This is a genomic window from Synechococcus sp. WH 8109 (genome assembly GCF_000161795.2).
GTDB lineage: Bacteria > Cyanobacteriota > Cyanobacteriia > PCC-6307 > Cyanobiaceae > Parasynechococcus.
The window spans coordinates 1,304,538-1,330,957 of the sequence record NZ_CP006882.1 but is presented as its reverse complement, the minus strand read 5'-3'; the positions used below and the strand labels follow the sequence as shown (position 1 = coordinate 1,330,957).

The 26,420-nt window shown below is 52.7% G+C and carries 27 protein-coding genes and 1 tRNA gene; 15 read left to right on the top strand and 13 right to left on the bottom strand.

What is annotated here, in order from left to right:
• The first annotated feature begins 7 nt into the window (after positions 1–7).
• The 7 genes from ftsH (at position 8) to Syncc8109_RS07235 (ending at position 5,102) form a co-directional block, all read left to right on the top strand.
• Positions 8–1,882: an ATP-dependent zinc metalloprotease FtsH gene (gene ftsH / locus Syncc8109_RS07265; protein WP_006851758.1), complete on the top strand. Its 1,875-nt coding sequence runs from the start codon at positions 8–10 to the stop codon at positions 1,880–1,882.
• A 45-nt stretch (positions 1,883–1,927) separates the two neighbouring features.
• Positions 1,928–2,884 carry an ornithine carbamoyltransferase gene (gene argF, locus Syncc8109_RS07260; protein ID WP_006850598.1) on the top strand — a complete coding sequence of 319 codons (957 nt, stop codon included), beginning with the start codon at positions 1,928–1,930 and terminating at the stop codon, positions 2,882–2,884.
• 2 nt (positions 2,885–2,886) lie between these two features.
• Positions 2,887–3,204: a hypothetical protein gene (locus Syncc8109_RS07255; protein ID WP_232202401.1), complete on the top strand. Its 318-nt coding sequence runs from the start codon at positions 2,887–2,889 to the stop codon at positions 3,202–3,204.
• Positions 3,205–3,215: 11 nt separating this feature from the next.
• Entirely contained in the window at positions 3,216–3,440 is a 225-nt protein-coding gene (locus tag Syncc8109_RS07250; RefSeq protein ID WP_006851882.1) for a hypothetical protein, read from the top strand.
• Positions 3,441–3,507: 67 nt separating this feature from the next.
• Positions 3,508–4,131 carry a transcriptional repressor LexA gene (gene lexA, locus Syncc8109_RS07245; RefSeq protein WP_025362396.1) on the top strand — a complete coding sequence of 208 codons (624 nt, stop codon included), beginning with the start codon at positions 3,508–3,510 and terminating at the stop codon, positions 4,129–4,131.
• 60 nt (positions 4,132–4,191) lie between these two features.
• A tRNA-Ala gene (locus Syncc8109_RS07240) sits at positions 4,192–4,264 on the top strand.
• Between the two features lie 661 nt (positions 4,265–4,925).
• Positions 4,926–5,102: a DUF3104 domain-containing protein gene (locus tag Syncc8109_RS07235; protein WP_369792007.1), complete on the top strand. Its 177-nt coding sequence runs from the start codon at positions 4,926–4,928 to the stop codon at positions 5,100–5,102.
• An 18-nt stretch (positions 5,103–5,120) separates the two neighbouring features.
• Here Syncc8109_RS07235 and Syncc8109_RS07230 read toward each other — a convergent pair whose 3' ends face one another.
• Entirely contained in the window at positions 5,121–5,453 is a 333-nt protein-coding gene (locus Syncc8109_RS07230) for a hypothetical protein (RefSeq protein ID WP_025362395.1), read from the bottom strand.
• Positions 5,454–5,929: 476 nt separating this feature from the next.
• Here Syncc8109_RS07230 and Syncc8109_RS12375 point away from each other — a divergent pair, with 476 nt between their 5' ends.
• Entirely contained in the window at positions 5,930–12,598 is a 6,669-nt protein-coding gene (locus tag Syncc8109_RS12375; RefSeq protein ID WP_156915517.1) for an Ig-like domain-containing protein, read from the top strand.
• Positions 12,599–12,857: 259 nt separating this feature from the next.
• The gene (locus Syncc8109_RS12370; RefSeq protein WP_006850610.1) at positions 12,858–13,034 is read left to right on the top strand and encodes a hypothetical protein; all 177 of its coding nucleotides are present in this window, start codon (positions 12,858–12,860) and stop codon (positions 13,032–13,034) included.
• A 411-nt stretch (positions 13,035–13,445) separates the two neighbouring features.
• Here Syncc8109_RS12370 and Syncc8109_RS07215 read toward each other — a convergent pair whose 3' ends face one another.
• Both Syncc8109_RS07215 and Syncc8109_RS11820 read right to left on the bottom strand, forming a co-directional pair.
• A complete protein-coding gene (locus Syncc8109_RS07215; protein WP_198015252.1) occupies positions 13,446–14,243 on the bottom strand; it encodes an AAA family ATPase in 798 nt (265 codons plus the stop codon).
• Positions 14,244–14,270: 27 nt separating this feature from the next.
• Positions 14,271–14,495: an AAA family ATPase gene (locus tag Syncc8109_RS11820; RefSeq protein WP_071823074.1), complete on the bottom strand. Its 225-nt coding sequence runs from the start codon at positions 14,493–14,495 to the stop codon at positions 14,271–14,273.
• 8 nt (positions 14,496–14,503) lie between these two features.
• On the opposite strand from Syncc8109_RS11820, the gene Syncc8109_RS13085 reads away from it, so the two are divergent.
• Positions 14,504–14,638, top strand: coding sequence for a hypothetical protein (locus Syncc8109_RS13085; protein ID WP_255325693.1), 135 nt, complete (start codon positions 14,504–14,506; stop codon positions 14,636–14,638).
• 202 nt (positions 14,639–14,840) lie between these two features.
• On the opposite strand, the gene Syncc8109_RS07205 is transcribed toward Syncc8109_RS13085, so the two are convergent.
• From Syncc8109_RS07205 to Syncc8109_RS07195, 3 genes are all read right to left on the bottom strand, one after another.
• Entirely contained in the window at positions 14,841–15,110 is a 270-nt protein-coding gene (locus tag Syncc8109_RS07205) for a hypothetical protein (protein WP_006850227.1), read from the bottom strand.
• Between the two features lie 400 nt (positions 15,111–15,510).
• Positions 15,511–15,720, bottom strand: a complete 210-nt coding sequence (locus Syncc8109_RS07200; RefSeq protein WP_006851397.1) for a hypothetical protein — start codon at positions 15,718–15,720, stop codon at positions 15,511–15,513.
• A 20-nt stretch (positions 15,721–15,740) separates the two neighbouring features.
• Entirely contained in the window at positions 15,741–15,965 is a 225-nt protein-coding gene (locus Syncc8109_RS07195) for a hypothetical protein (protein ID WP_006852125.1), read from the bottom strand.
• 996 nt (positions 15,966–16,961) lie between these two features.
• Between Syncc8109_RS07195 and Syncc8109_RS12365 the strand changes: the two genes are divergently transcribed.
• The gene (locus Syncc8109_RS12365; RefSeq protein ID WP_156915515.1) at positions 16,962–17,603 is read left to right on the top strand and encodes a hypothetical protein; all 642 of its coding nucleotides are present in this window, start codon (positions 16,962–16,964) and stop codon (positions 17,601–17,603) included.
• Positions 17,600–18,244, top strand: a complete 645-nt coding sequence (locus tag Syncc8109_RS12360; protein ID WP_006849908.1) for a hypothetical protein — start codon at positions 17,600–17,602, stop codon at positions 18,242–18,244. Before Syncc8109_RS12365 ends, Syncc8109_RS12360 begins: the two co-directional genes overlap by 4 nt.
• A 453-nt stretch (positions 18,245–18,697) precedes the next feature.
• Here Syncc8109_RS12360 and Syncc8109_RS12355 read toward each other — a convergent pair whose 3' ends face one another.
• Complete coding sequence (locus tag Syncc8109_RS12355) at positions 18,698–19,339, bottom strand: hypothetical protein (protein ID WP_006850981.1); 642 nt, start codon at positions 19,337–19,339, stop codon at positions 18,698–18,700.
• A 113-nt stretch (positions 19,340–19,452) separates the two neighbouring features.
• A complete protein-coding gene (locus Syncc8109_RS12910; RefSeq protein ID WP_232202494.1) occupies positions 19,453–19,647 on the bottom strand; it encodes a hypothetical protein in 195 nt (64 codons plus the stop codon).
• 200 nt (positions 19,648–19,847) lie between these two features.
• On the opposite strand from Syncc8109_RS12910, the gene Syncc8109_RS07175 reads away from it, so the two are divergent.
• The gene (locus tag Syncc8109_RS07175; protein WP_006851534.1) at positions 19,848–20,078 is read left to right on the top strand and encodes a hypothetical protein; all 231 of its coding nucleotides are present in this window, start codon (positions 19,848–19,850) and stop codon (positions 20,076–20,078) included.
• A gap of 893 nt (positions 20,079–20,971) precedes the next feature.
• Entirely contained in the window at positions 20,972–21,247 is a 276-nt protein-coding gene (locus tag Syncc8109_RS07170) for a hypothetical protein (protein WP_006852107.1), read from the top strand.
• 165 nt (positions 21,248–21,412) lie between these two features.
• Here the strand turns inward: Syncc8109_RS07170 and Syncc8109_RS07165 are convergent, their stop codons facing one another.
• The 5 genes from Syncc8109_RS07165 to Syncc8109_RS11805 form a co-directional block, all read right to left on the bottom strand.
• Complete coding sequence (locus tag Syncc8109_RS07165; RefSeq protein WP_025362388.1) at positions 21,413–21,913, bottom strand: Dps family protein; 501 nt, start codon at positions 21,911–21,913, stop codon at positions 21,413–21,415.
• Between the two features lie 546 nt (positions 21,914–22,459).
• On the bottom strand, positions 22,460–22,876 hold the full coding sequence (locus tag Syncc8109_RS12905; RefSeq protein WP_232202400.1) for a hypothetical protein: 417 nt from the start codon (positions 22,874–22,876) through the stop codon (positions 22,460–22,462).
• Positions 22,877–23,221 (bottom strand): thermonuclease family protein, encoded by a 345-nt coding sequence (locus Syncc8109_RS07150; protein ID WP_025362385.1) that lies wholly within the window; start codon positions 23,219–23,221, stop codon positions 22,877–22,879.
• Between the two features lie 724 nt (positions 23,222–23,945).
• Positions 23,946–24,128, bottom strand: a complete 183-nt coding sequence (locus Syncc8109_RS07140) for a hypothetical protein (RefSeq protein WP_006851875.1) — start codon at positions 24,126–24,128, stop codon at positions 23,946–23,948.
• A gap of 55 nt (positions 24,129–24,183) precedes the next feature.
• Entirely contained in the window at positions 24,184–24,342 is a 159-nt protein-coding gene (locus Syncc8109_RS11805; protein ID WP_369792006.1) for a DUF2973 domain-containing protein, read from the bottom strand.
• 486 nt (positions 24,343–24,828) lie between these two features.
• Here Syncc8109_RS11805 and Syncc8109_RS11800 point away from each other — a divergent pair, with 486 nt between their 5' ends.
• Positions 24,829–25,917 (top strand): fatty acid desaturase, encoded by a 1,089-nt coding sequence (locus tag Syncc8109_RS11800; protein ID WP_232202399.1) that lies wholly within the window; start codon positions 24,829–24,831, stop codon positions 25,915–25,917.
• Positions 25,918–26,420 lie beyond the last annotated feature (503 nt).

Below are 26,420 nucleotides of genomic sequence, written 5' to 3'. Positions count from 1 at the left end.
GCCATCCATGCCGATCCGCCAGGACGACAACCAGCCGAACCGTCGCTTCGGGATCATCAACCTGGTGCTGATTGGCTTCGGGGTGTTGCTGCTGGCCAGCAGCTTCCTCCCCAGCAATGGCATGCAGCAGGTTCCGCGGGTGCCTTACTCCCTGTTCATCGACCAGGTGAATGACGGTGCGGTGAAGCGGGCCTTCATCACGCAAGACCAGATTCGCTACGAGCTGAGTGATCCCGAAGAGGGCACGCCTCCGGTGCTGGCAACCACGCCGATCTTCGACATGGATCTGCCCCAACGCCTAGAGACCAAGGGCGTTGAATTCGCGGCAGCTCCCCCGAAGAAACCGAACATTTTCACCACCATCCTCAGCTGGGTGGTGCCGCCCCTGATCTTCATCCTGGTGCTGCAGTTCTTCGCCCGCCGCTCGATGGGCGGAGGTGCCCAGGGGGCTTTGAGCTTTACCAAGAGCAAGGCCAAGGTGTACGTGCCTGATGAGGAGTCGCGGATTACCTTCGCCGACGTTGCGGGCGTGGATGAGGCGAAGCAGGAACTCACTGAGATCGTCGACTTCCTTAAGCGCCCTGAGCGGTACGCCGAGATCGGTGCGCGCATTCCCAAGGGCGTGCTGCTGGTCGGCCCCCCAGGCACCGGTAAGACCCTGCTGTCCAAGGCCGTGGCTGGCGAAGCAGAGGTGCCCTTCTTCATCATTTCCGGCTCGGAGTTCGTGGAACTCTTCGTTGGTGCCGGTGCTGCTCGCGTGCGCGACCTGTTTGAAGAAGCGAAGAAAAAGGCGCCATGCATCATTTTCATCGACGAACTCGACGCCATCGGCAAGAGCCGCTCAGGGTCAATGGGCGTCGTCGGCGGCAACGACGAACGGGAACAGACCCTCAACCAGTTGCTCACCGAGATGGATGGCTTCACTGCCCAGGACAAGCCAGTGATCGTTCTGGCGGCCACCAACCAGCCCGAGGTGCTCGATGCAGCCCTGTTGCGTCCAGGCCGTTTCGACCGGCAAGTGCTGGTGGACCGTCCGGACCTCTCCGGCCGCAAGACCATTCTCGAGATCTACGCCAAGAAGGTGAAGCTGGCTGCAGGTGTTGACCTCGACAGCGTGGCTCAGGCCACCAGTGGTTTCGCCGGAGCTGATCTCGCCAACCTGGTGAATGAAGCTGCCCTGCTCGCGGCACGTGCCCAGCGAACCAGCGTTGAGCAGCAGGACCTCGGTGAAGCGATCGAGCGTGTTGTGGCCGGTCTGGAGAAGAAGAGCCGCGTCCTTCAGGACGATGAAAAGAAGGTGGTGGCTTATCACGAGGTGGGCCACGCGATCGTGGGCCATCTCATGCCTGGCGGCAGCAAGGTGGCCAAGATCTCGATCGTGCCCCGTGGCATGAGCGCCCTGGGCTACACCCTGCAGCTGCCCACCGAAGAACGCTTCCTCAATTCCAAAGAGGAACTCCAGGGCCAGATCGCCACGCTTCTGGGTGGTCGATCGGCTGAGGAGATCGTCTTCGGCAAGATCACCACGGGTGCTGCCAACGATCTGCAGCGGGCCACCGATCTGGCTGAGCAAATGGTCGGCACCTACGGTATGAGTGACACCCTGGGGCCCCTGGCTTACGACAAGCAGGGCGGTGGCCGTTTCCTTGGTGGAGGCAACAACCCACGTCGCTCGGTGAGTGATGCTACGGCCCAGGCCATTGATAAGGAGGTCCGCGGGCTGGTGGACCAGGCCCACGACGACGCCCTCGCGATCCTGCGGGAGAACATGGCGTTGCTCGAGACGATCGCCCAGAAGATCCTCGAAAAAGAGGTGATCGAGGGGGATGACCTGAAGCAGATGCTCGAGGCCAGTGTGCTGCCGTCCGGTGTGACCGCTTGACGGCAGCGGGCCTCATCCCCGATAACAGTCCTTTGAACCGTCGCGATGGCTACCGCTTCTGCGGGCGTTGCTGCTGTCCTTTCTCCGCTGCGCGGACGTGACTTCCTCTCTTCTGCGGATTGTTCTGCCGAGGAAACAGCAGCGCTGCTGGATCTGGCTGCACAACTGAAGAGCGGCGATCGTCGAATCGATCTCGGCAATCGTGTGCTGGGTCTGATCTTCAGCAAGGCCTCCACCCGAACCCGTGTGAGTTTTCAGGTGGCCATGGCACGCCTCGGCGGCCAGACGGTGGATCTCAATCCTTCCGTCACTCAGCTCGGTCGCGGCGAGCCGCTGGAAGACACGGCCAGGGTCCTCAGCCGTTACTGCGATGTGCTGGCGATTCGCACCTTCGCTCAGCAGGAACTGGTGGACTACGCCCACTGGGCCTCGGTGCCGGTGATCAATGCCCTCACCGATCTGGAGCATCCCTGTCAGGCCCTGGCCGACTTCCTCACCATGCAGGAAGCCCATGGCGCCCTTCCTGGTCAGACCCTGGCCTATGTGGGCGATGGCAACAACGTGGCCCACTCCCTGATGCTGGGCGGTGCGTTGCTGGGGGTGAATGTGCGGATCGGCTGCCCCGAGGGCTTCGAGCCCTTGCCGGGCGTGCTTGAGCAGGCCCAATCCCTGGCAAAGCACGGTGCCTCGATTGAGGTGGTGAATGACCCCCGTGAGGCAGTGGTGGGTGCCCAGGCCGTTTACACCGACGTTTGGGCCTCCATGGGCCAGGAGGCCGAACAGGTTCAGCGGGAGCAGGCCTTTGCTGGATTCTGTGTGGATCAAGCCCTGATGGAGCAGACGGCAGCCGATGCGATCGTTCTGCACTGTCTGCCGGCCCACCGCGGTGAGGAGATCAGCGCCGAGGTGATGGAGGGCACGGCGAGCCGCATCTTTGATCAGGCGGAAAACCGCCTGCATGCGCAGCAGGCTCTGTTGGCGGTTTTGATGGGTGGTCTGTGACGGTGATCCACCGCTGGTTGGTGCCGTTGATCGTCACCGCCCATGCGGTGGCAGCGTCGGCAGATCAGGCCACCGAAAAACAACAGCAGAGCACCATTGCCCGATGGACGGCCGAGAAAATCTGTGAGATGGGTGTGGATGCCTTTTACGCGTTGTCGGATCCTGAGCTCAAAACCATGTTTGAGCGCGACACGTTGATGCGTTACGAGGATGTTCCCAACGCACCAACCGATCAGGAAAAGTCTCGTATTACAGGGCACTTGATGGGATATCTGATGGCGGCCTGTCCGCAACAGCTTGAGTCCTACAAAAACCGCTGAAGAGCATCGCGATGCGTAAGGAACGCTGCTGGGTTTGGTTTAAAGGTGGCCTCTCGGAGGAGGGGCATTGGGTCTCGGGCTGGGTGGCCAGCACAACCGAGCAGCCGGGGCTGCTGATTGAGCATCCCGGCTACGTCTCTTGCCGAGTTCCGGAATGGCGTGTGGTGTTCAAGGAGCCCAAAGACCTGAACCTGGCGCCGAGCATTCCAGAGGCTGCGGTGTGGAAGCTGGTTTGAACTGAGCCTGCGCTTGCGGCACACGGCAAGGAACGGTACAAATGTATTGCCCGAACCTTTTCTTGCGGTGACCCGTGCCCCCCAGGAGCCCCTCACCACTGCTCAGCAAGAGCTTTACGACTGGCTGGCGGACTACATCGGCACCCATCGCCACAGCCCTTCGATCCGCCAGATGATGCAGGCCATGGGACTGCGCTCTCCTGCGCCGATCCAGAGCCGGTTGCGCCATCTTCAGCAGAAGGGATGGATCACCTGGCAGGAAGGTCAGGCGCGCACCTTGCAGCTTTTGGGTGACATGGTGGGTGCCGCCGGGATTCCCGTGCTGGGCGCCGTTGCCGCCGGTGGCCTTGTGACGGCTTTCGATGATGTTCAGGAGCATCTCGACCTGGCGCCGGTGCTGGAGACCCGTGGCCTGTTTGCCCTGACGGTGAATGGTGACTCGATGGTCGACTCCCACATCGCTGATGGGGATGTGGTGTTGATGGAGCCGGTGCAGGATCCGCAGCGGCTGCGCAACGGCACGGTGGTGAGTGCTCTGGTGGCCGGCAGTGGCACCACACTCAAGCATTTCCATCGCCAGGGGGCGACGGTGGTGCTGGAAGCTGCCAACCCTGCTTATCAACCGATTGAGCTTCCCGCCGAGCAGGTGGAGGTGCAGGGTCGCTTGATTGCAGTGTGGCGGCAGGTCTGAGGCTCCCGCGGTGTAAGCTGTCACATGACGAAGGCGGCTCTGAAGCCATCACGTCGACATGGGGCCATAGCTCAGCTGGTAGAGCACCTGCATGGCATGCAGGGGGTCAGGAGTTCGAGTCTCCTTGGCTCCATTCTTAAGAAAAGCCAGTCCAGTACTGGCATTTGAGCGGTCCATATGGGCCGCTTTTTTAGTGCAAAACGGCTAAATATCATTTTTTGTGCGCCAAAGTGTGCGCCAAATGCCCCTGAGCGGTCAGTTGCTTTGTGGCTCGTGTGGATGGAGCAACAGCAGCGAAAACAGACGGCTCAGATCCGTGAGCACCTAGCCGCTGGGCCGTGTGGTCCATCGAGGCCAGCGTGAACCAGAGCCTCTGCGCCCAGAGCTTGGGGCAGTCCTGCAGATGCACGAGCAGCGATACCAGCGCTTGATGACAGCGGCAGACCCCAGGGTCGCCATGGCGAAGCTCACCATGTAGCTCCGCAGCACCTCGAAAATCGAACGCTTAATGGTGTGGGGGGAGGCCTAATGGACCTCGATCCCCATTGGTGCGGGAGGAGGCCAAGTGGTCCTCGGCTCCCAGCTGCAGACCCCTCTCGGGCTGCAGGGTCAAGATGCGCCCGCCATTAGAACGGTCTGCAGAAGCCTCCTGTTTTCTTGAGGCGACCTCCGTTGCCGAATTCCTGCCGCCTGTTGTAATACAGCTGTACTATCCCAGAGGGTATGTCGGTTGATCATGCAGGCGCCGTTGCAGCGCCCGAGTCAGATCCCATTTTTTGCACGTCAAACCAGGCATGTGCGTGGTCATCACCGACACGGATGGTGCCTGGCGGATGGCTGATGTGATCTGGGTCGATGGTGGTGCCAGAAACCCCAAAGTTCCAACGTTGTTCCAAGTGGCTGATGTCGATACCGGCGTCATCAACTGGATCAACGCCGACCTGGTGACTCGCATCTGTCCAAGGGTCTGAAGCAAGCGCGTTCGTCGGCTACTCCATGTAGGGCAACGTCCCACCCTCCATCGTTGGATGTACGGGGCAATCCCCCACTTCATCCAGAATTTTCTGCGCCCATCTGCCAAGGGCGGCAATCTCTTCTAGGGACTCAGCCAGGCGCACTTCGTCAAGGGTTGTGACGTAGAGGGCGAGAAAACCTCTTTTCCTGTGGGCTGTCCTCTGTGTCAATTCACAAAGCCCTCGATACCTCCCGAGGTCTTCAATCGATCGTTTAACCGCTGTTAATCGCTCTTCCCATTTTTCTGCTTCCTCGAACTTGTACCAATTCAGGCCATCAAAGGACCTGTAAATAGCGTCTGCCGACAAGTTATTTGATCACAGCTGTAAATAATTAATCTGATGAAAACTAGGAATGAAGCTACTTAAAAATGCTTTAATTTATGGCATTAATTAATCAGCGTTGCGCATTTGCGCGTGGGCAAGTAATGTAAGTATTGATTGTGTTCAGAAGATACCAATAAGTGTCTTTTACTCCTTTCGCTCAAATTGGAAGCGATATCGATGGAGAAGCTACAGGTGATCAGATCGGCTTTTCCGTTTCGCTTTCAAGCGACGGCAGGATCGTCGCCCTTGGTACCCCATTCAACGATGGCAATGGCAGCAATTCAGGCCATGTGCGCCTCTACGCATGGAATGGCAGCGCCTGGGTGCAACGCGGCAGCGATATTGATGGAGAAGCTGCAGCTGACCTAAGCGGCTATTCGGTCTCGCTTTCAAGCGACGGCAGCGTCGTCGCCATTGGCGCATACGGCAACGATGGCAATGGCCTCAATTCAGGCCATGTGCGCCTCTACGAATGGAATGGCAGCGCCTGGGTGCAACGCGGCAGCGATATCGATGGAGAAGCTGCATTTGACTACAGCGGCAGTTCGGTCTCGCTTTCAAGCGACGGCAGCGTCGTCGCCATTGGCGCATTCCAGAACGACGGCAATGGCAGCAATTCAGGCCATGTGCGCCTCTACGAATGGAATGGCAGCGCTTGGGTGCAACGCGGCAGCGATATCGATGGAGAAGCTGCATTTGACTACAGCGGCAGTTCGGTCTCGCTTTCAAGCGACGGCAGCGTCGTCGCCATTGGCGCATACGGCAACGACGGCAATGGCGACAGTTCAGGCCATGTGCGCCTCTACGAATGGAATGGCAGCGCTTGGGTGCAACGCGGCAGCGATATTGATGGAGAAGCTGCACGAGACTTCATCGGCAGTTCGGTCTCGCTTTCAAGCGACGGCAGCGTCGTCGCCTTGGGCGCTGATTGGAACGATGGCAATGGCAGCAATTCAGGCCATGTGCGCCTCTACGCATGGAATGGCAGCGCTTGGGTGCAACGTGGCAACGATATTGATGGAGAAGCTGCAAATGATGCGAGCGGCGATTCGGTCTCACTTTCAAGCGACGGCAGCGTGGTCGCCATTGGCGCATACGGCAACGACGGCAATGGCAACGGTTCAGGCCACACACGCCTTTACGAATGGAATGGCAGCGCTTGGATTCAACGCGGCAGCGATATTGATGGAGAAGCTGCAGGAGACGAGAGCGGCCGGTCTGTTTCGCTATCTGCTGACGGCAGCATCGTTGCCATTAGCGCCTGGTTCAACGACGGCAATGGCGACAAATCAGGCCATGTACGGATTTTTGATGTATCAATTCCCACCATTGCCATCAGCTCTGATGTCTCCTCTTTAAAGGCTGGTGAAACAGCGGCACTGACATTCACCCTCTCAGAAGCCTCAACCGATTTCGTTGAATCCGATGTCACTGTTTCTGGTGGATCGCTTTCCAACTGGACCGCTGCTTCCAGCACCGTTTACACAGCTACGTTCACGCCAACAGCAGATAGCACCACAAATGGTGTCGTTTCGGTTGCCAGTTCAAAGTTCTCGGATTCAGCAGGCAATACCAATAACGATGGCTCTGATTCAAATAACACTGTCACCCTCAGTGTTGATACTGTCAGGCCCACCATTGCTATTAGCTCTGATGTCTCCTCTTTAAAAGCTGGTGAAACAGCGGCACTGACATTCACCCTTTCAGAAGCATCCACCGATTTCGTTGAATCCGATGCCACTGTCTCTGGTGGATCACTTTCTAACTGGACTGCTGTTTCCAGCACTGTTTACACAGCTGCGTTCACGCCAACAGCAGATAGCACCACAAATGGTGTCGTTTCGGTTGCCAGTTCAAAGTTCTCGGATTCAGCAGGCAATACCAATAACGATGGCTCTGATTCAAATAACACTGTCACCCTCAGTGTTGATACTGTCAGGCCCACCATTGCTATTAGCTCTGATGTCTCCTCTTTAAAAGCTGGTGAAACAGCGGCACTGACATTCACCCTTTCAGAAGCATCCACCGATTTCGTTGAATCCGATGCCACTGTCTCTGGTGGATCACTTTCTAACTGGACTGCTGTTTCCAGCACCGTTTACACAGCTACGTTCACGCCAACACCAGATAGCACCACAAATGGAGTGATCTCTGTTGCATCAAATCAATTCTCTGATGCTGCCGGCAATACCAATAACGATGGCTCTGATTCAAATAACACTGTCACCCTCAGTGTTGATACTGTCAGGCCCACCATTGCTATTAGCTCTGATGTCTCCTCTTTAAAAGCTGGTGAAACAGCGGCACTGACATTCACCCTTTCAGAAGCATCCACCGATTTCGTTGAATCCGATGCCACTGTCTCTGGTGGATCACTTTCTAACTGGACTGCTGTTTCCAGCACTGTTTACACAGCTGCGTTCACGCCAACAGCTGACAGCACCACAGACGGTGTGATCTCAGTCGCGAGTTCGAAGTTTTCTGATTCAGCCGGCAATACCAACAATGATGGAACTGATGCCAATAACTCTGTCACCCTCAGTGTTGATACTGTCAGGCCCACCATTGCTATTAGCTCTGATGTCTCCTCTTTAAAAGCTGGTGAAACAGCGGCACTGACATTCACCCTCTCAGGAGCTGCCACTAACTTCATCGAATCCGATGTTGTCGTTTCTGGTGGCTCCCTCTCCAACTGGACCGCCGCTTCCAGCACCGTTTACACAGCTACGTTCACGCCAACACCAGATAGCACCACAAATGGAGTGATCTCTGTTGCATCAAATCAATTCTCTGATGCTGCCGGCAATACCAATAACGATGGCTCTGATTCAAATAACACTGTCACCCTCAGTGTTGATACTGTCAGGCCCACCATTTCTGTTGCCATCAACGACGGTGGTGATGGGCGTCTCAACGCTTCAGAAGATTCCTCCGTCGCCATCTCTGGCACCACCTCTGGCGCAGTAGACGGTCAAACCGTTTCCATCAACATCTCTTCCTCTGGTGGCGGCACTCCCATCAACACCACCGCCAGCGTCAACACCAACGTCTATTCACTCTCCAATCTCGATCTCTCTTCCCTGAACGACGGCACACTCACCGTCACAGCCGATGTCAGCGACTTAGCCGGCAATGCAGCAACACAGGCCACAGATACCACCAGCAAAGACACAGCAGCTCCCACCATTGCTATTAGCTCTGATGTCTCCTCTTTAAAAGCTGGTGAAACAGCGGCACTGACATTCACCCTTTCAGAAGCATCCACCGATTTCGTTGAATCCGATGCCACTGTCTCTGGTGGATCACTTTCTAACTGGACTGCTGTTTCCAGCACCGTTTACACAGCTACGTTCACGCCAACACCAGATAGCAGCACAAATGGAGTGATCTCTGTTGCATCAAATCAATTCTCTGATGCTGCAGGTAATACCAATAACGACGGATCTGATGCCAATAACTCTGTCACCCTCAGTGTTGATACTGTCAGGCCCACCATTGCTATCAGCGCCACCTACAACGCTTCCTCCGGAGCCCTCGCCGTCACCGGCGCCAATCTCACTGCCAATTCAGGCGCCGATAACGATATCGACGTCTCCAAACTCACCATTACCGGAGAAGGCAGCAACACCTACACCCTTACCTCCGGCGACGTTGAACTCACCTCAGCCACCGCCTTCTTCATCACCCTCAACGCCGCCGATCAACTGCAGCTCGCCGGCCTGCTCAATAAAAACGGTATCTCTTCCGGTGGCGGCACTACCTACAACATCGCCGCTGCTCTGAACTGGAATCCAGGCGCCAGTTCCTCTCCAGCCGACAGCGCCGGCAATGCCATAACCGTCTCCAATGTCGCCGCGCCAAGCCTCAGCTCTGCCACCTACAACGATTCCACCGGGGTTCTGACTCTCAGCGGCAGCAACCTGCCCGCATATCCCGGCGCCAGCAATGACATCGATGTCTCCAAGCTCACTATCACCGGTGGCTCCGGCAGCACGTACACCCTCACCACTGGTGACGTTGAACTGACATCGGCGACAGCCGCAATCATCACCCTCAACAGCACCGATCAGACCAACCTCGACTCCCTGCTCAACCAGAACGGCACCGCCTCAACCCAAGGGACCACCTACAACATCGCCGCTGCTGATGACTGGGCACCAGGCGCTGACAGCAGCACCGACATCGCCGATATCACCGGCAACGCCATCACTGTTATCGCCATCAAACCCACCATTTCTGTTGCCATCAACGACGGTGGTGATGGGCGTCTCAACGCTTCAGAAGATTCCTCCGTCGCCATCTCTGGCACCACCTCTGGCGCAGTAGACGGTCAAACCGTTTCCATCAACATCTCTTCCTCTGGTGGCGGCACTCCCATCAACACCACCGCCAGCGTCAACACCAACGTCTATTCACTCTCCAATCTCGATCTCTCTTCCCTGAACGACGGCACACTCACCGTCACAGCCGATGTCAGCGACTTAGCCGGCAATGCAGCAACACAGGCCACAGATACCACCAGCAAAGACACAGCAGCTCCCACCATTGCTATTAGCTCTGATGTCTCCTCTTTAAAAGCTGGTGAAACAGCGGCACTGACATTCACCCTCTCAGAAGCTGCCACTGATTTCGTTGAATCCGATGTTGTCGTTTCTGGTGGCTCCCTCTCCAACTGGACCGCCGCTTCCAGCACCGTTTACACAGCTACGTTCACGCCAACAGCAGATAGCAGCACAAATGGAGTGATCTCTGTTGCATCAAATCAATTCTCTGATGCTGCAGGTAATACCAATAACGACGGATCTGATGCCAATAACTCTGTCACCCTCAGTGTTGATACTGTCAGCCCCACCATTGCTATCAGCTCTGATGTCTCCTCTTTAAAAGCTGGTGAAACAGCGGTACTGACATTCAACCTCTCAAAAGCTTCCACCGATTTCGTTGAATCCGACGTCACCGTCTCTGGTGGCTCTCTCTCCAACTGGACCGCTGCTTCCAGCACCGTTTACACAGCTACGTTCACGCCAATAGCAGATAGCACCACAAATGGTGTCGTTTCGGTTGCCAGTTCAAAGTTCTCTGATGCTGCAGGTAATACTAATAACGACGGATCTGATGCCAATAACTCCGTCACCATCACTGTTGATACAACACCAGCTTTAAATTACTCCGAATTAATCGACATCAAGTGGCTGGAAAATAGAGTTTCTGACGACAAGCTTGTTCACTATGCCTTCTATGGCGATGACACCGTAACTTCGGGCAATTATTCTCCTGTGGATCTTAGTGATGGCTGGACATTTTCCCTGACCGGTTACAACCATAGTTCTGAGCAAGAATTATTTATTGATAGCATATTTCAGCGTCTTGATCCATTGCTTTCTATTGACTTTATTCGAGCAGATGATTACCAGCATGCAGATATTATCATTTATCGATCTAGCTATAACTCATACATGAATGATACTCTTGGCTGGTCAAATGAAGGCTTTGGTGGTGGTTTTTGTGGCTATTCTAATAATTGGAGAAAGGAGGTTGTTTGGCGAGATATTTATGAAAACGACTCTTTTTTGTCACTGGAGAAAGGTGTAATCGTTCACGAAATTGGCCATGCTCTAAGCCTTAACCATCCTGGTGGCGATGGATATAACCCTGCCTGGAATCAGGCAGACTCAATTATGTCCTATAACAACGGATATATTGGAAATGGTTTGTATTATGAATGGTATTCAGATTTAGATATTCAGGCTCTTCAGAGCATTTGGGGGGTAGAGGAGGATTCCACCAGGCCCACCATCGCTATTAGCTCTGATGTCTCCTCCCTGCGCGCAGGAGAAACCGCAGCCCTTACGTTCACCCTCTCAGAAGCATCCACTGATTTCGTGGAGTCCGACGTAAGCATTTCTGGTGGATCCCTTTCCAATTGGACTGCTGTCTCAAGCACCGTTTACACCGCCACCTTCAACCCAACAGCCGACAGCACCACAGACGGTGTGATCTCAGTCGCAAGTTCGAAATTTTCCGATGCCGCAGGGAACACCAACAACGACGGAGTTGATGCCAATAACACCGTCACCCTCTCCGTCGACACCGTTAGGCCCACCATTGCCATCACATCTGATGTCTCCTCTTTAAAAGCTGGTGAAACGTCGGCACTGACATTCACCCTCTCAGAAGCCTCCACTAACTTCATCGAATCCGATGTCACCCTCTCCGGTGGATCCCTCTCCAACTGGACCGCTGTCTCCAGCACTGTTTACACAGCTACGTTCACACCAACAGCAGATAGCACCACAAATGGTGTGATCTCAGTCGCAAGTTCGAAATTTTCCAACTCTTCTACCAACAACAATAACGACGGAGATGATGCCAATAACACTGTCACCCTCACTGTTGATACGGTCAGGCCAAGTATTTTAATTTCGGCAGCGACGAGTTCGGTGGAAAGAGGCGGTACTACCACCATTACCTTTACGTTGTCGGAGAAATCATTGAACTTTGGCCTAGAAGACGTAGACGTTAGCAATGGAAAGCTTGTCAGCTGGAGCGAGATTTCCAGTAATAAATATACGGCAGTTTTTGAGCAGTCTGATATTCTTGATGCGGAAATTGTTGTGAGTGCTAATTCGTTTACTGATATAGCTCTTAATCCTAATGTCAATATCGAGCGTCAAGGAATACTTGCCTCAATACCTTATGTATATAGGCTAAGGAATGACATTTCTGGAAAATATCTGTTTTCATCGAATCAAGTAGAAATTGATATAATTACAGGAATGGACTGGACAAACGAGGGCATAGCCTATAAATCTCCACCACAATCCCTAACAAAAACATCATCCCTGCACCGCTACAGCATGAATGGCGAAGGTCATTTTTATACAGCAAATGAATACGAGAAAGGGATTATTGATTCGACTATGAGCTGGCAATATGAAGGAGTAGCTTTTACTGTTTATAGCCACGAGCAAGTGCTACCCGAGGTGAATACAGTAGCTGTAAAGCGTTACCTAAACACCGAATCGAATATCCATTTGTATTCAACCAGCAGCTATGAACAAGGTATTCTGAATGCTTCACCTGAATGGGTTTATGAGGGAATTGCTTGGTACGGCGAGACTGTCTGATAGTCAGAACCAGTAGAGCTGAAAGCCAAAGAGACACATCGATTTTTCAAAGGTTGATCTATGGCCAGAACCAGCAGGGCTGAACGCAACAGACGCCGTGAAGCAGCGTTGGCTTTAGTCAGGTTTCAGCGATGTCGTGACCGCACAGATGTCTCAATGGGGGTGCTCACGTTCATCTGCCCAGCGGGACTGTCGTTGGGCGCATGACCAGCTCCAACTGGGCATTGATTCGCACGATGCTCAACACCTGGTCTGCCACATGGCGACAAGCCTTCAACGCATCTCTCTCAAGGCTGAAGAGGACAAGCAATACGCCGCTGCTGTCGGTGCCCAGAAGATGCTCTACGAGCTTCTGCTGCGCCGGAAGATGGACCATGAAGCAGCCAAAGCAAGTCGTCCTGGTTGGGGTTATCGCCATGGCAATACCAAGTTCTGACACCCACCCCCCTGTTTGGGTCCTTCTGCAGCAAACCGCTGTGGGTCATCTGAAGGCTCGTCGTTTGTCTAGCGAGCAGCCTCAAAAATTTGTTGACACAGAGGTTGAGCCTTCTGGCAACGGGTTGGAACTTCTGGGCCGTTTTGGTTGACGTTTGGTTGACGTTTTCTGGTGGGTTTGCGCATCAATATGCGCATCTACGCCCGCCTGGGCGTAACTCTGCCAGTGGCTGGCTGTGCTGTGGCCGGTTTGAGTCCATGCAGAGGGTGCATGGATTCACCTTTCAAGGCCGCTGTGTCTGAGTTGGCTTTCAACCCTTTCCACGCTTTCTACCCAGTGCTGTTCATCCCAAAAAGAAGAGGTTCAGCTGTTGGCTATGCAATAGGAAAGGGCCGAAACCCTGGAAAGGCGTCAGGCACACCTCCAGCTTTCAGGCAGTTGGCCTTTCAGCGGTTGAAAGGAAACCACCTTTCCGCGTTTGTGGTCTGAGCGGGTGAGCTTCTCCACCAGCCTTTTGTTGGCCAACGCATCAAGCGCCTGTAGCGCCTTCTGACGTGCGTTGTTCCCCAGCTCCTCAGCCATTTGTTCAGCAACCTCACCAGGCTCAATGGCGCGGTCAGTGAGCATCCAGTGCTGTTCCACCAGCGACAGCACGTTGCTGTGACGTTCGCTGAGTTTTGCCCGAACTTTGCTGAGGTCCAGCTGTTCGCTGATGGTGCTGCTGTCGCCGTGCATTGACCAAATGGCACGGTCAACCTGTTCGATCACGCAGTCCACTGACCTACTGCTGCGACCTTCAGTGGTGAGGCGCACCCGTTGATCTTCCTTGTTGTCAGGGTTGAGCCAATGCAGGTTCACCACATGACTCGCCATCCTGCCGAGACCTCTACCTGCTGCTGCATTGGAGGCACGTTCATGTGCCCGTGACTTGGAACTGTGGTGCAGCAACACCGTGGTGATGTTGAACGGTGCAATGCTCTCCAGCAGGTTCTGAAGAGGCTCCACAGCACCTTCACTGTCGGAGTCCAAACCAAGCGGTTGAATCAGCGACAGGAAGGCATCCAGGACCAGCACTGCCCCAGGGTTGGCTTCGCAGTCAGCAGTGATTTTCTCAATCCCTGCCTCATCAAGATGCAGCCCGTGTTCACGGGTGTAGAGCTTCACAACGGGGTCGCAGGTCTTGTAGTTGTCCAGGTCTTTGCGAACCATCAACCCATTGGGCACCATTACCTCACGTCAATCAGCAAGGGGTTGATCGGTGCCAACGATGATCACCTTTGGGCATGGCGGAGTCAGGGTGAAGCGTTCAAGGAACTCACCTCTGCCCTTGGCTATTTCGCCAAGGATGTTGCACACCACAGCGGACTTACCGACCTTCTGAAGGGCAACCATCAGCGTCAGGGTGCGCGATGCAATGAGGTCCCCAGCCAGCCAACCCCTCTGGAATCTGGAACAGGTCATCTGGGCTGATGCCTTCTGACTCCCCGCGCAGGTTGGCGCGAGCTGTTGCCACTAAGGCGATCACATCCTTGCTGTTGAGGCTCAGCCCTAAGTCAGCAGCCTTTGCCCGCAGCGGTGTGATTCCGCTGGTTGGTGTGATTTGAACACTACTGGTGGTGGTGCGCACGACTTGCCACTGAAACGCGTTCGCAGAGCTGCACGCGTCAGCCGAATCATCACAGAGATCTCGAGGAGATCTGGCTAAGTAGTAATGCTTACTGCTTGGTATCTTTTTTAGGGAAGCAGAGCTGCTTCCAATGCGTCTGTTTGGGGTGGGCTGAGGGGCCTGCCTCTTTTTTTGTCTGACTACTGCTGTTGCTGCATCTGCTGCTGACGCTTGGTCAGTGATGCAGTGAGCTTGGCGTTGGCTGGATAGTCCTTGGTCTTTATGAGGAAGGGCCAAAGCGTGTTGCACGCTTTGGTCTCCACGTGGTTGATGCACTTGGTTATTTCTGGGCCGAACTGCAAGTAGTACCGACAGCCGCTTGAGTTTTGGTACTTCGGATCGTCGTACTCCGTGGCGGCTGCCACAGGAGTGGGCACCAATAGCGCCGCGACCAACAGGAGCTTTTTCATGCGCCAAGGATGGCAGCTATCAGTGGAACGCCCAACGTGATCGACGTCTGAACCCCTAACCAACTAGTTCATCGTCATCTAAGAGTGCATGGCCTTTTGAAACTCTCAGCACCTCTCCAGTTTTGGAGGGGCTGCTGAACAGAATTCGATAGGTGTTCCCGGTTGCCAGCGATTTTGTGCGGGCATGAACGAACGCCTTGAATTCAGTTCGGAAGCAAGTTTCTCTGGCCCAATGATCGGGGCCATTGTCCCGTTCAACGCAGTACATCGCTCGAGTACAGAGGACCCGCAGCTTGATGAGGCTGCGAGTAGACGCTCTCTAACTACAAGCCAGCTTCGGGATCATGTCTTCGATTGGCGACCGGACATGTCCGGAATAGCCCGTTACTGGCTTTCCAGTTCAGGCTTCGATCTCAGTCTTCTGACGAACCTCGGTCTCACCGTTGTGGTGAGCATTGGCACCGCCAACGAAAACCAGCACAGCCATGATCGCGGCGATCGCCACAGCGGCACGAACGCGCATGACGCCGTACGTGGAACTGATGTCGGCCGTGTTCAGGTGTTTCATGCCAGTGAAGCTAACGGCGTTCTCAGAGCCTGAGCGCGTCATTTGATACGAGGTTCAGAACCTCAGCTCCGACCAACAGTCTTTGCAAGGGCTTGATCCATGCGTACATACAGCGGGAGAAGTTTTGATGGGACCTGCTTGAGAAATGCCCTCTCCGCTTTGACCGTTGCCAAAGCGTGGATCTCTTGTCCCTTCAGGTCTGCATAGGTGAAGACCTCAAGTCCTTCTGGTGAGACCTCAGCTCCGACCTTGTTCCCGTCCCTGAGCAGAAAACGCGCCACGTTCATTTGAAACCGCAGGTGATTGTGTGATGTTTTTTGGGTGGCTGAGCGGCTGTCTTCATATCGAGACCTGTGCTCCCTCTCTTCTAGGGACTCAGCCAGGCGCACTTCGTCAAGGGTTGTCACGTAGAGGGCGAGAAAACCTCCTTTCCTGTGGGTTGTCCTCTATTTCAATTCACAAAGCCCTCGATAGCTCCCGAGGTCTTCAATCGATCGTTTAACCGCTGTTAATCGCTCTTCCCATTTTTCTGCTCAGCTGTCGTCCCAAAGAGCCCTCTTGGGCAGCACTAGAAATGTCTGCCATCAATCTTTGCTCCCGCAGAGGGCTAGTACTCATCGACGACAAAGTCCTTGACCCTGTCTCCCTGGCCAAGCAAATCGAAACCAACATCGGATGGTTCTGGCCTTAAAGGCAATGAGCGTTAAGGCTGATTGCCATGTGCATGCCCGCTGACGAGAGTGAGTCCATCGAGATCGGAGGAGCCAATGACGGCCGACACTCCACCTGAGCAAATCGCAGAAGCAGCCTGACTTTTCTGGCCCCTGCTCCAACTTTTCAACCCAACCGTGAGCGCCTCGTCTGTGACGACACTGATGTGCGTCTGATCAGTCGATACTCCTCTGCACCGTCCGTCTAGGTGCCCCGCAGGAGTCCCGCTTCACACCTGGACCAAATGGCCCCAGGGTTGCCACAAGCCAGCCGCTTCGACCTTTTTCTTTCAGTTCACTGTCGTTCGATAGAGCATCACGCTTCACGGATACAGCTTCACTGATTAGGTCGACCGCAATGCATAAACGAGCGAGCTAGGCCGTCTTTCCACCGGGAAGGGCGGCCTTCCTCTTTGGCCCCTGTACTGCGAAGAAGTACGTAATCGCTTAAACGCGACAGCGCCCTGCTTGTGGTGCGTACTAGCCCAGGGCTTGGACACCCCGGGCTTTTTACGAGCAGTGGGGATGATGTCCTAAATTTGGCTAATATAAAAGAATTGAATTCAGCAATAAATGAAAGCAATCTTCTTGGCGCTTCCTTTTTTGTTGATTAGCTCTGTTCAGGCAGAAGGACTTGACGATGCTTTTCATCTCATAAAACAAGCTGGCGGCCTCACACAGCTATGTACAAGTAATCCAAGAATCAATGAATGTAAATATGCGATTGGCAAATGGAAGCCTCAAGAGCTTGAAAGAGTTAAAGCCATGGCACCTTATTGTTATGAGCAGTGTGAATATGATCAGTATGGGTTTGTGAAATCTTCCTCAGGTGGAGCCGAATTTCCAATGGTCGTCACAAAGGATTTTGATGGTTCTTCTGCGAGTCGGGGAGTTGAGTTCTTCATGTATCCAGTTGCATTGACAACTTATAAATATGATGGGTGCGTAGGATGCTCTCTTACGAAGAGATATCCCAATAGGGTGGATATTGTTCAAGGAAATCGGCATTTTATACAGCTTCCTAGGCTTTCAAGGGGGACTTTTTATATGACCAGTGAGGCTCGAGAATATGCAATGAGAAGCGCAAGATCCTCTGAAGATATGGTGATGCGCTTAAGCTTCAATGAAGACATAGAAACAAGAAGAATTTCTAAAAAGGCACTTGCTGCTTACTCTCTAATGCTAACAAGCCTTAAGTATGACTTGGTGCCTTGAAGAAAGCTGCTTTGATCATTGCGGTGGCTGCATTCCTGCCTCTCGTTTCGTCACTTTCCTCTAAAGCACAGTTCAATGACCAAACTCTTTGCAAAAGGAGAACGGTTGGCATTGAAAAGTATAAAAAACTTGCCGTAGCTGATGGTTATGACAACGTCGAGACCTATATGATGGATTCTGATTTCAGAAAGCCTGCCAAGGATATACCATGGTCTGAAACCAAAGTCCTTGAGGATCCAGTAATTGGCGAGCGAGTTGGTGTATTGGACCGTAATTACATCCCTGGTGCCAGTAGGATTCATACAGGGTGGTTCAGAAATCTTATTTTCGCCGTTGGTGTTGATTATCATCCCCAACTTGGAGTAACAAGGCGATACGAGTTCGATGTCATGATGGTTCCTTCAGGTGATTCGTATTTTGTTATGAGGGGATGTGACGGTAGATTCCCGGTCACTGAAGAGTTGGCTAACGCACTAAGAACTCAGCCGCCTGGTAAAAATGTTTTTATCAAGCTCTATGCCGAAGGCTTTGGTGGCGGAATTTTGAATCAAATTGGTGCTGGAACTGTTAAAGAGTGGAGCAAAGTATATGCAAATTGGGATCAGCCGAGCACTGTTAAGCCAAGTGAGCTGGGCTTTTAGTCGTATCAGTCATCCGTTGAAATTATTGCCTCTGGGATCCTTGGGTCCCTTTTTGGTTATTCAACATGGGTCGTCCGAAGGCGCGTTGTTTATCTAGCCTGTGACTGTCAAAACAGTGGACAGATAGGGACGACTAGATGGAGTTAATGACGATTAGCGAGGCTGCAAGACGCCTCGGATATAAGTCCAGGTCTCAGCTCTACAGGCTGATCAACGGCGGCTATCTGCATGAGCATGTCCATGTGCAGCAGCACACAGGACAGCGTTTGGTTGACATAGAGGGATTGCGGGAGAAGCTGCAGTGCATCTGTCAGTGGCGTCCCGACAGCGTGTTCCTAAAGAAAGCTCGTTAACGCCTGCGCCTTGCTGCAACTGCTGCTGACTGAGGTTGCATCCCAACAGGGTGTGGCAGTGCTGATCCACCCCGTAGGTGAAGTGCTTGAGCCTTGGTAATTAGTGCATTGCTGTTCGTATGTCGTAATCAACTAGATCCCAAACTGGGATGCCGAGATATTCGGCAAGTCTTTCACTATCGACCCGGATGCCCCTTAGAGACCCATGATCTGTAACACTAAACCTTTCTCCAGTTTTAAGGACCAAATTCATTTCATAACTGTTGAATTGATTGTTGCCATAACAGCGTTCACCAATAAGCTGAATAGCATGCACTTCGTCGAGAGAGAAACTCCTGCCCTGCCTGACGTAGACTCCCTTTTTCTTGTCAAAAAAAACATTTTTGCGATATAGCCACCAAAGCATTCCAATACCATAGACCGAGAAAATATAAGGGAAAATTGGAACTAGCCAAAGCGGCATATTTCCGCTCGTAACTGCAGATGGGTCGTTGAGTTGATCTGTCACAAAAGCCGAAATGACCACGCCAAAGCTGATGCAAAACAAACAAAATAAATGAGCCATGGGTGCTACTTGCATTTGTCTTCTACCCTGAATTGACGACAGGCGATGAGTGCAAATGTTCCATCCGCCGGAAACGAGGGGACCCCAATCTGTCTTTAGGGCAATAGGATCTTCAAGGGCTCTGAGATCAAAAATTCCTCGACTGTTAACAAATAAACCCTCAATCTTGCTCCACATAATTTCCACAGATTATAGAACTCTATTCTTAGTGTATCCATATCAAGACAACTTGAAAATAGGGCCTAGCAGGGTCTGGGTAACTGATTCCATCTCCGATAAAGGAGGCCCCGCTAGCCTTTGCTTCTGTGGTCGTGAAACCTTAATACTTCAGGCGCCCATTCCATTTCCTTCTGCCAAGTCGGCGCCCAAAGCTTGCAGCGCTTCTTTAGGTGCTGACCCGGCTGAAGCTGCTTCTGCTTGAGGTTGCAACCCAAGAGGGTGTGGCAGTTCTGATCGACGCCATAAGTGAAGTGCTGACAGGTCATGCAGACCACGCCTCATTTGATGGACGGCGTTGCATCAGCTCGCTCTCGCTAGGTCGCTAACAGCACGGAGTACTGACTCCTTGGTGTCCTCATCAGTGGTCCATTGGCCGTAGTGCTCTGATGGGTTTTGACTGTGTGCCCCCTAGGTCCCGAATCGGAATGCTTCTGTTGTAGTACTTCGCTCCGCGCCATGCGTAGCCATGCCGCAGGCTGAGCAAGCCCTGAGTGATCAGCGGAATCAAGCCTTCCGCAGCGAGAACATCTATCTTTTAGCTGTGGAGGAGAGATGGCTCGGAAAGCTCAAGGCTCTTTCACGTGGCTTCGATACTCGTTACGCCATCAATGAGTCCGGTGCCTGCGAAGGTCGCCCGATAGGCCAGCGGGAGATGCGACAGATGGCTCAATGCCTCAGGGAGTTGGGCTTTGTTTAGGAGCGAAATGCCACTAAAGATCCTTTGGTTGGCAGGACGCGTAAATGGCGCTGGCCTGGCACTGGCGACACAGGCGCCGCCAGGTAAGCCTTTGTCGACCTTGCCCTGTCAAGGCAAGGGGTTTGAGCCGTCTGGCACTCAGCACAGTTGTTTTGGCAATTGTGCTGAGCTTTCTCTGAATGTGAGTAAGGGGAGCTGGATTCTTGCTGTATTGGTGTGCCGCCCAAAAGATCTATGACCCTGTCTGCCTGGCCAAGCAAATCGAAACCAACATCGGATGGTTCGGGCTTGGAAGGCAATGAGCGTTAAGGCTGATTGCCTTGTGCGTTCCCGCTGACGAGAGTGGGTCCATCGAGATCGGAGGAGCCAATGACGGCCGACACTCCACCTGAGCAATCCGTAGAAGTCGCCTGACTTTTAGGTCCCTGCTCCAACAGTTTCCACCCAACCGTGGGCTACTCGTCTGTGACGACACTGCAGTACGTCAGAACAGTCGACTCTCCTCTGCACCGTTCGTAGGTGCCCCGTAGGAAACCAGCCCAACACCTGGACCCAATGGCCCCAGGAGCCTGAAAGCCCGACACTTCGCCCGCCGCCAGCAATGGCATACGGCATGGCCCCTGTTCTGCCACTACAGGGGTGTCGGAAGCGAGCAATAGGAGAGGTCACCCATTCCAGTCGTAGGTGGGCTGGTCTCTCAGACCCTGATTACATCACGGGTTTAAAGATGCACAAACGAGCGAGTTAGGCCGTCTCTTCCACCTGGGAGGGGCGGCCTCCCTCTTTAGTGTGGCTTCCTGGATATGCACAACTAGTAGAAATACTTTGGTAGTAGCACGACTTTTCAACACAGTAATTAAGGAATAAGTTGTTCGCATAGACGAGGAGGTGACATGGCTTTCCTTAATGTTTCTCTCTTGCTACTTGCCAACTTTGTTTTGCTTGATTATCTAGGAAAGCTCTTTTATGAGCGATTCCTTGAATGGCAGGCCATTCGCCAGCTAATTGGTAACCATCCAGAAATGCTCGGTGTAGATCTTGAGCAAGATGATCTACTTTACTTCAAGGCAGATCAAGCGATACGCGATGTTGTCTTGGGTAATAACAACTGTGGTACGAATGATCCATTCCTCGGTGATCTATTCCTTGTAGACGAAGATGGATTTTGAGAAAAATCTCAAGGTCTCATCCAGTCGATGCCATCTTTTGATGGCTTGTAAAGGTGGAATTTATGGCAGAACGTCAGGATGAGGATTTCATGAGTCATGCGATTAAGGTGATGCATGATGCAGACATAGTGAATAAATCTGGGGGGCCTTCGCGCTGTTACGTAATCACTGTACGGCTTCAACATCCTCTTCTTCCAAGAGGCTTCTGAGCATCCATGCAGTTTTTTCGTGAGCTAAAAGTCTTTCAGTTAATAAGTCAATAGTTGGATGGTCTTCTGCCTCTTCGGCAAGATTGAGTGTTACGCGCACAGTTCTGCAAACAGACTCATGCCCCTTCATGAGCTCGTTTACCATCTCCATCGCTCGAGGATGCAAAGGAGAGTCTGAGATTATGGTCAATCTTTTCATTGCATCTCCGCCAAATGGTGCATATTCGCCTAGCGCGCGAATTCTTTCTGCAATTACGTCAATAGAGTTCCAAAGTTCAGTGTATTGCTCCATGAACATTAGGTGCAAGGTCTGAAACATCGGGCCTGTCACATTCCAATGAAATCCATGTGTTTTTTCGTACAGACAGAAAGTGTCTGCCAGGACATTTGATAGTCCATTCGCAACTGCTTTTCTTCCTTCAATGCTGATCCCGGTATTTAGTGTGGCGATAGGCATTTGATCCTCTCTAGTGATGATCGTTTCATAGCACTTCTGTCTTGGCATTGAGTAGTGTAAACCGATAAGTAAAAGTGCTTGTTGTACGATTTAAAACGATGGTTGTATATCAGTGAGTGTCAATAACAGCCTCTTCGGCATAAGTGATTCTTCTCGTGCCATCCCTTTGAAAAAGACTCAATAAAGCCACTATTGGGATAGATAAGCAGGGTCCTTTACTAAGGATTTCCTGCGGGTCATCCTAAGGCGCGTTGATCGTCTACATAGTGGTTGTCAAAACATTGGATATTTAAGACATCAGGAGGCAGAGCCATGCAACTTGTGATTGTGAGTGCCGCTGCTAGGCACCTCGGATATAAGAGCTGTTCGCAGCTGTACGAGCTGATGAATGACGGCTGGCTAGATGCCCATATGCATTTTCAAATTCCCAGTGAGCTGGGTTTGCTGGACGTTAATGGATTGCAGAGAACGTTGCAGGGTTTATGCCAGTGGCGAGTAGACAGCCTTTTCCTTAGGCGTTAGCGGTTGAGCTGCAGGAATTTAGGGCTATTGCTGCTCGTCTTCTACGCGTTGACGGTGCAGTGGAAGAGCCCACCAGATGAAAGCTTCTTTTTTGCTAATTGTGCCTTGGTTAGCACATTCGATATCAGCAGCATTCTTGTCTGCCCAAGTAATACTTTCTAAGTCCTCAAGCTTGGTGTATTCGCAGTAGCAGTGTGCTGTAGCCAGATCTTCCATTAATTCTGCAATCTCTCCCCACATTCTCATTTGGATATCCATGCAGGATTGGTGAAACTCTGAATACTTTGAAAGAGTCTCTGATTGATTAGTAGAAAGTTCCGGCTTTTCCCTTTTGTCATACCACCCTCCATCAAAGGCAATGGCTGGATCTGCTAAGACCAGTGGGACCAAGAGCAGCAGTAGTCGTTTCATGTCGTCATTTTGCTGATGACGCCGGTCCAATTACCAACCCTCTGTCCAAGGACATTGATCGCGATACCTCCAATAGATCTCTGCGTGGCCACTGACGACCATCTCTTGCTGAACGTTTGTCGTCCCTAGGAGCAACTCCACCACCGTTCGTCCGTAGCGGTCCTTGGTGATCCGACGGATTCCAACCTTCTTGCCCACCACAAGATCTCTCAGATGGTCTCGAGCAGCTCTGGCTGGCACTGGCTCAGCTCTCTTCCCAATTAGCTCAGGGGTGTCGATGCAGGCGAGTCGAACCCTCTCTCCGGTTGTCGTGGTGCAGGTATCGCCGTCGTAGCAGGTGGCGATCACAACGGATGCAAGAGCAGCAAAGAGCATCATTGACGTAGGTGGGTGGGACCAATGACTGGTTCACCTCGACAAGGACCTTGGGATCCTTTATCAGGGGAGGATCCTGCGGAGCATCAGCTGTCCATTCGGTCCCTCTACGTCCTGCTTGTCCTACTCCTAAGCGGGTGGGTACTAGGAGCTGCTCTCCGCTTGAGCTCTCAGTTGGCCGGATAGGAGTTCAGTCAAAGAGTTCAGTGTCTTTGCGGACAAACCAGTCGTTCTCATCCGCGAATCTCTTATCGATTCGGCGCCGAGTCTCGACGACGTGGCGGCGTTGTGCCCACAACTCGCTAACGAACTTGGCGAGTCTTTCCCGGTGACCCCCAGACTGCATGGGTACCAAGGGATCCTGCTCCGTTATTTCGGGATATCCAGAGGTCATCTAGATCGGGTTGGTTGGACTCAACCCTTAGCTAGATCTTTGGTTGGAGGCCATTCCCCAAAAAGAAACCCCGGAGGTGTCTCCGAGGTCGCTAATCCTTTCGGTTGATCCCCATCACCCTCTGGCTACGTCGGCGGGATGTCTCGCCTGTGGCATGGAGTTACTCAACGCGCAACGTGATCGACGTTCAGCGGTCGTCCTCCTTAGATCTCGGATCGTTCTCCTTGTATCTAGGCAGGTCAGTGGGCTGAGCCAGGACGTAAACGACTGCCGCAGAGATCACCACGGTCACGATGATGAGTGCAGTGATTGCTGATGAATAGTCGGTCATCAGGCTTCAACCTCAGCCTTTTTATCGCCTGTGCCTTTGATCTCTTCAGTTGTTGCTTCGGCTGATTTGGACTTGCTGAAGGAGCAACCGCCAGCGTTGGCGACGTTGGCGAAAGCAGCCATAACCATGATTGCGATGATCACGGTGCCGCCAAAAAAGGCCAGATACGGGTGACGATTCACGTGAGGCCGACCTGAGAGTCAGCCGACCCTACTGGCTGAATCCAGAATTCGATGTTCATGCCTCAGGGAGAACCAAGCCTTCGTCCGAGAAGCGAACAGCCCAAAGCTCTTCGTTAGTCACCTCACCGTTCTCATCAAGCAGTTCTGGGTGTGTGGTTTTGAGACCTGTTCGGTCGTTCGATGTGCCGGGTTTAGAGGCCGACGATGGGCTCATCATCCGAAAAGCCTGCAGTAGCAAGCACGTCAAGACAGCTGCGTAAGCGATTGGGAAAAGACCTGCGATCACTGCCTCTTCAATGCGATGTTAAGAAACATTAACCACAGTTATCGCTGACTGAGGCTGCTAATCGCTACTCGCAGCCCTGCTTCACCTCCCCCGCGTATTCCCGCTCAAGGAAGTCAAGGCGGGCCAGGCACTCTTCTGCTTCAGCCCAGCGCCCATAGCGGCTGAACCATTTGCTGCGTAGCCCTTCCCATCTAATGCCCCAATGCAAAGACTCTGCATAGGTTCGGCTTGTAGCACCGCTGTAGGTGAGCCGGCTTCGCATTGAACGTTCAGCCATTGGAGCCTCCTCCATCAGGGAGACCCCTCATAAGAGCGTCCTTTTACATGTTCTAGTTGGATTGACCCGTCAGCTGTGGGTGGCCAACTCAACTTCTTGCTCTGCGCCGACTAGGTTGCCACTGCATCTTCTGCTGGTTGAGCAATTTAGGCCGTGAGGAAGCCCTGCGACATCTGTTCTGCTGCCGCGATGAATTTGAACTCTCGGAACGACGCTCAATGGAATCACCGTCTTACCAAGATTTCTGTCTGAAGCCCTTTACTTCACGCAGCAATCGAAAAGCTTTCGGCCAGATTAGTCAAACACTGATCCCCTACCTACTGTTGTGGTGGGCAATGCTTCAAGCAGCAGAAATATCTTTCTGGTTGACACCACCTTTTTTGATCACTCTAAGTCTTTTTTCACTAAGAAGTTTTTCATTAATGCATGATTGCGGTCATGGATCACTATTCGAGAACCAAACACTGAATCGAATCTTTGGATTCCTCTTGGGTGTTGTCAATGCGGTCCCGCAGCTCTCTTGGTCAGTTGATCATGCTTATCATCATAAAACCAATGGTGATTGGCAGAGGTATCGGGGGGTCGCTGATTTTCTAAGCCTAGAAGAATTTCAAAACCTAAGCCTAAAAGAAAAGAAGATCTATGCGATGGTCCACCATCCATTAATGGCTGTACCGGGTGGTTTTTATTACTTAGCGATCAAACCAAGGCTGGATCTTTTGATTGGCATTATCAGCCCAAAGAATCGCACGTGGGGATCAAGAGAAGAATTCGCCGACCTTTGCCTGAGCAACTTCTTTAGCTTGACCGCAGTAATCTGTTTTGGGTGGTGTCTTGGGTTTGGATTATTCCTTAGTCTTTACAGCATTATCATTTGCATGACGGCTAGTAGCCTTATCTATGTTTTTTATGTGCAGCATATATTTGAAAATAGTTACGCCAATCCAAGCCATGGCTGGAGTCCGATGCGGGGCGCTTTAGAGGGCTCCAGCTTGCTCGTGCTCCCGCCATTGCTCCAGTGGTTCACAGCCAATATTGGATTTCATAACATTCATCATCTTTGCGAAAAAATTCCTAATTACAATCTTGAAGCCTGTCATCGAAGGAATGAGAATCTGTTAAAAAACGTTCCGGTATTACGCCTTACGGATATTTTTTCATGCTCGAAATATCTCTTATGGGATTCAGATAATGCGACTCTGGTGGCCATTCCTTCGCCGAATTAGTTGATGAATTCGTGACGACTGACCTCCTGCTCACCTAGCAGCGGCTCAGACACGATGGACAGAGCCGGCCACTGTTCGTGTGCAAGGGGTCGCCATCAGGACGTACAGCTACGTTCCGCCCCGCCCGCCTGAGCCGATGACTCGGCGGCGGATGCTGGTGCACAACGTAGTTGAGGCTTGGGAGACGATGTGGAAGACGGGCTTGAGACGCTGCCCTCCGCCTGTGCGCTGACCAGCAAGCTCACCCTGATCAGAGCTGCTTCTCGTAGGTAACGCCTCTGTAGGTGAGGCTCACAACCTTGTTGATCGCCATTTGAGCCTGCAGTCGGTTCAGGATGTACTCCCCCCTCCTGTATTGCATGAGGTGGATTCGCTCAAAACTTTCAGCGACCAATGCTCACCACCAAGAAAACGAGATGAAAGCACTTATTCGCCCGATGAAATCTGTGGCTGAGTGGAAGGACTGACGGAGGCGGAGACGCAGCGCGTCGAGCGATAAAGGA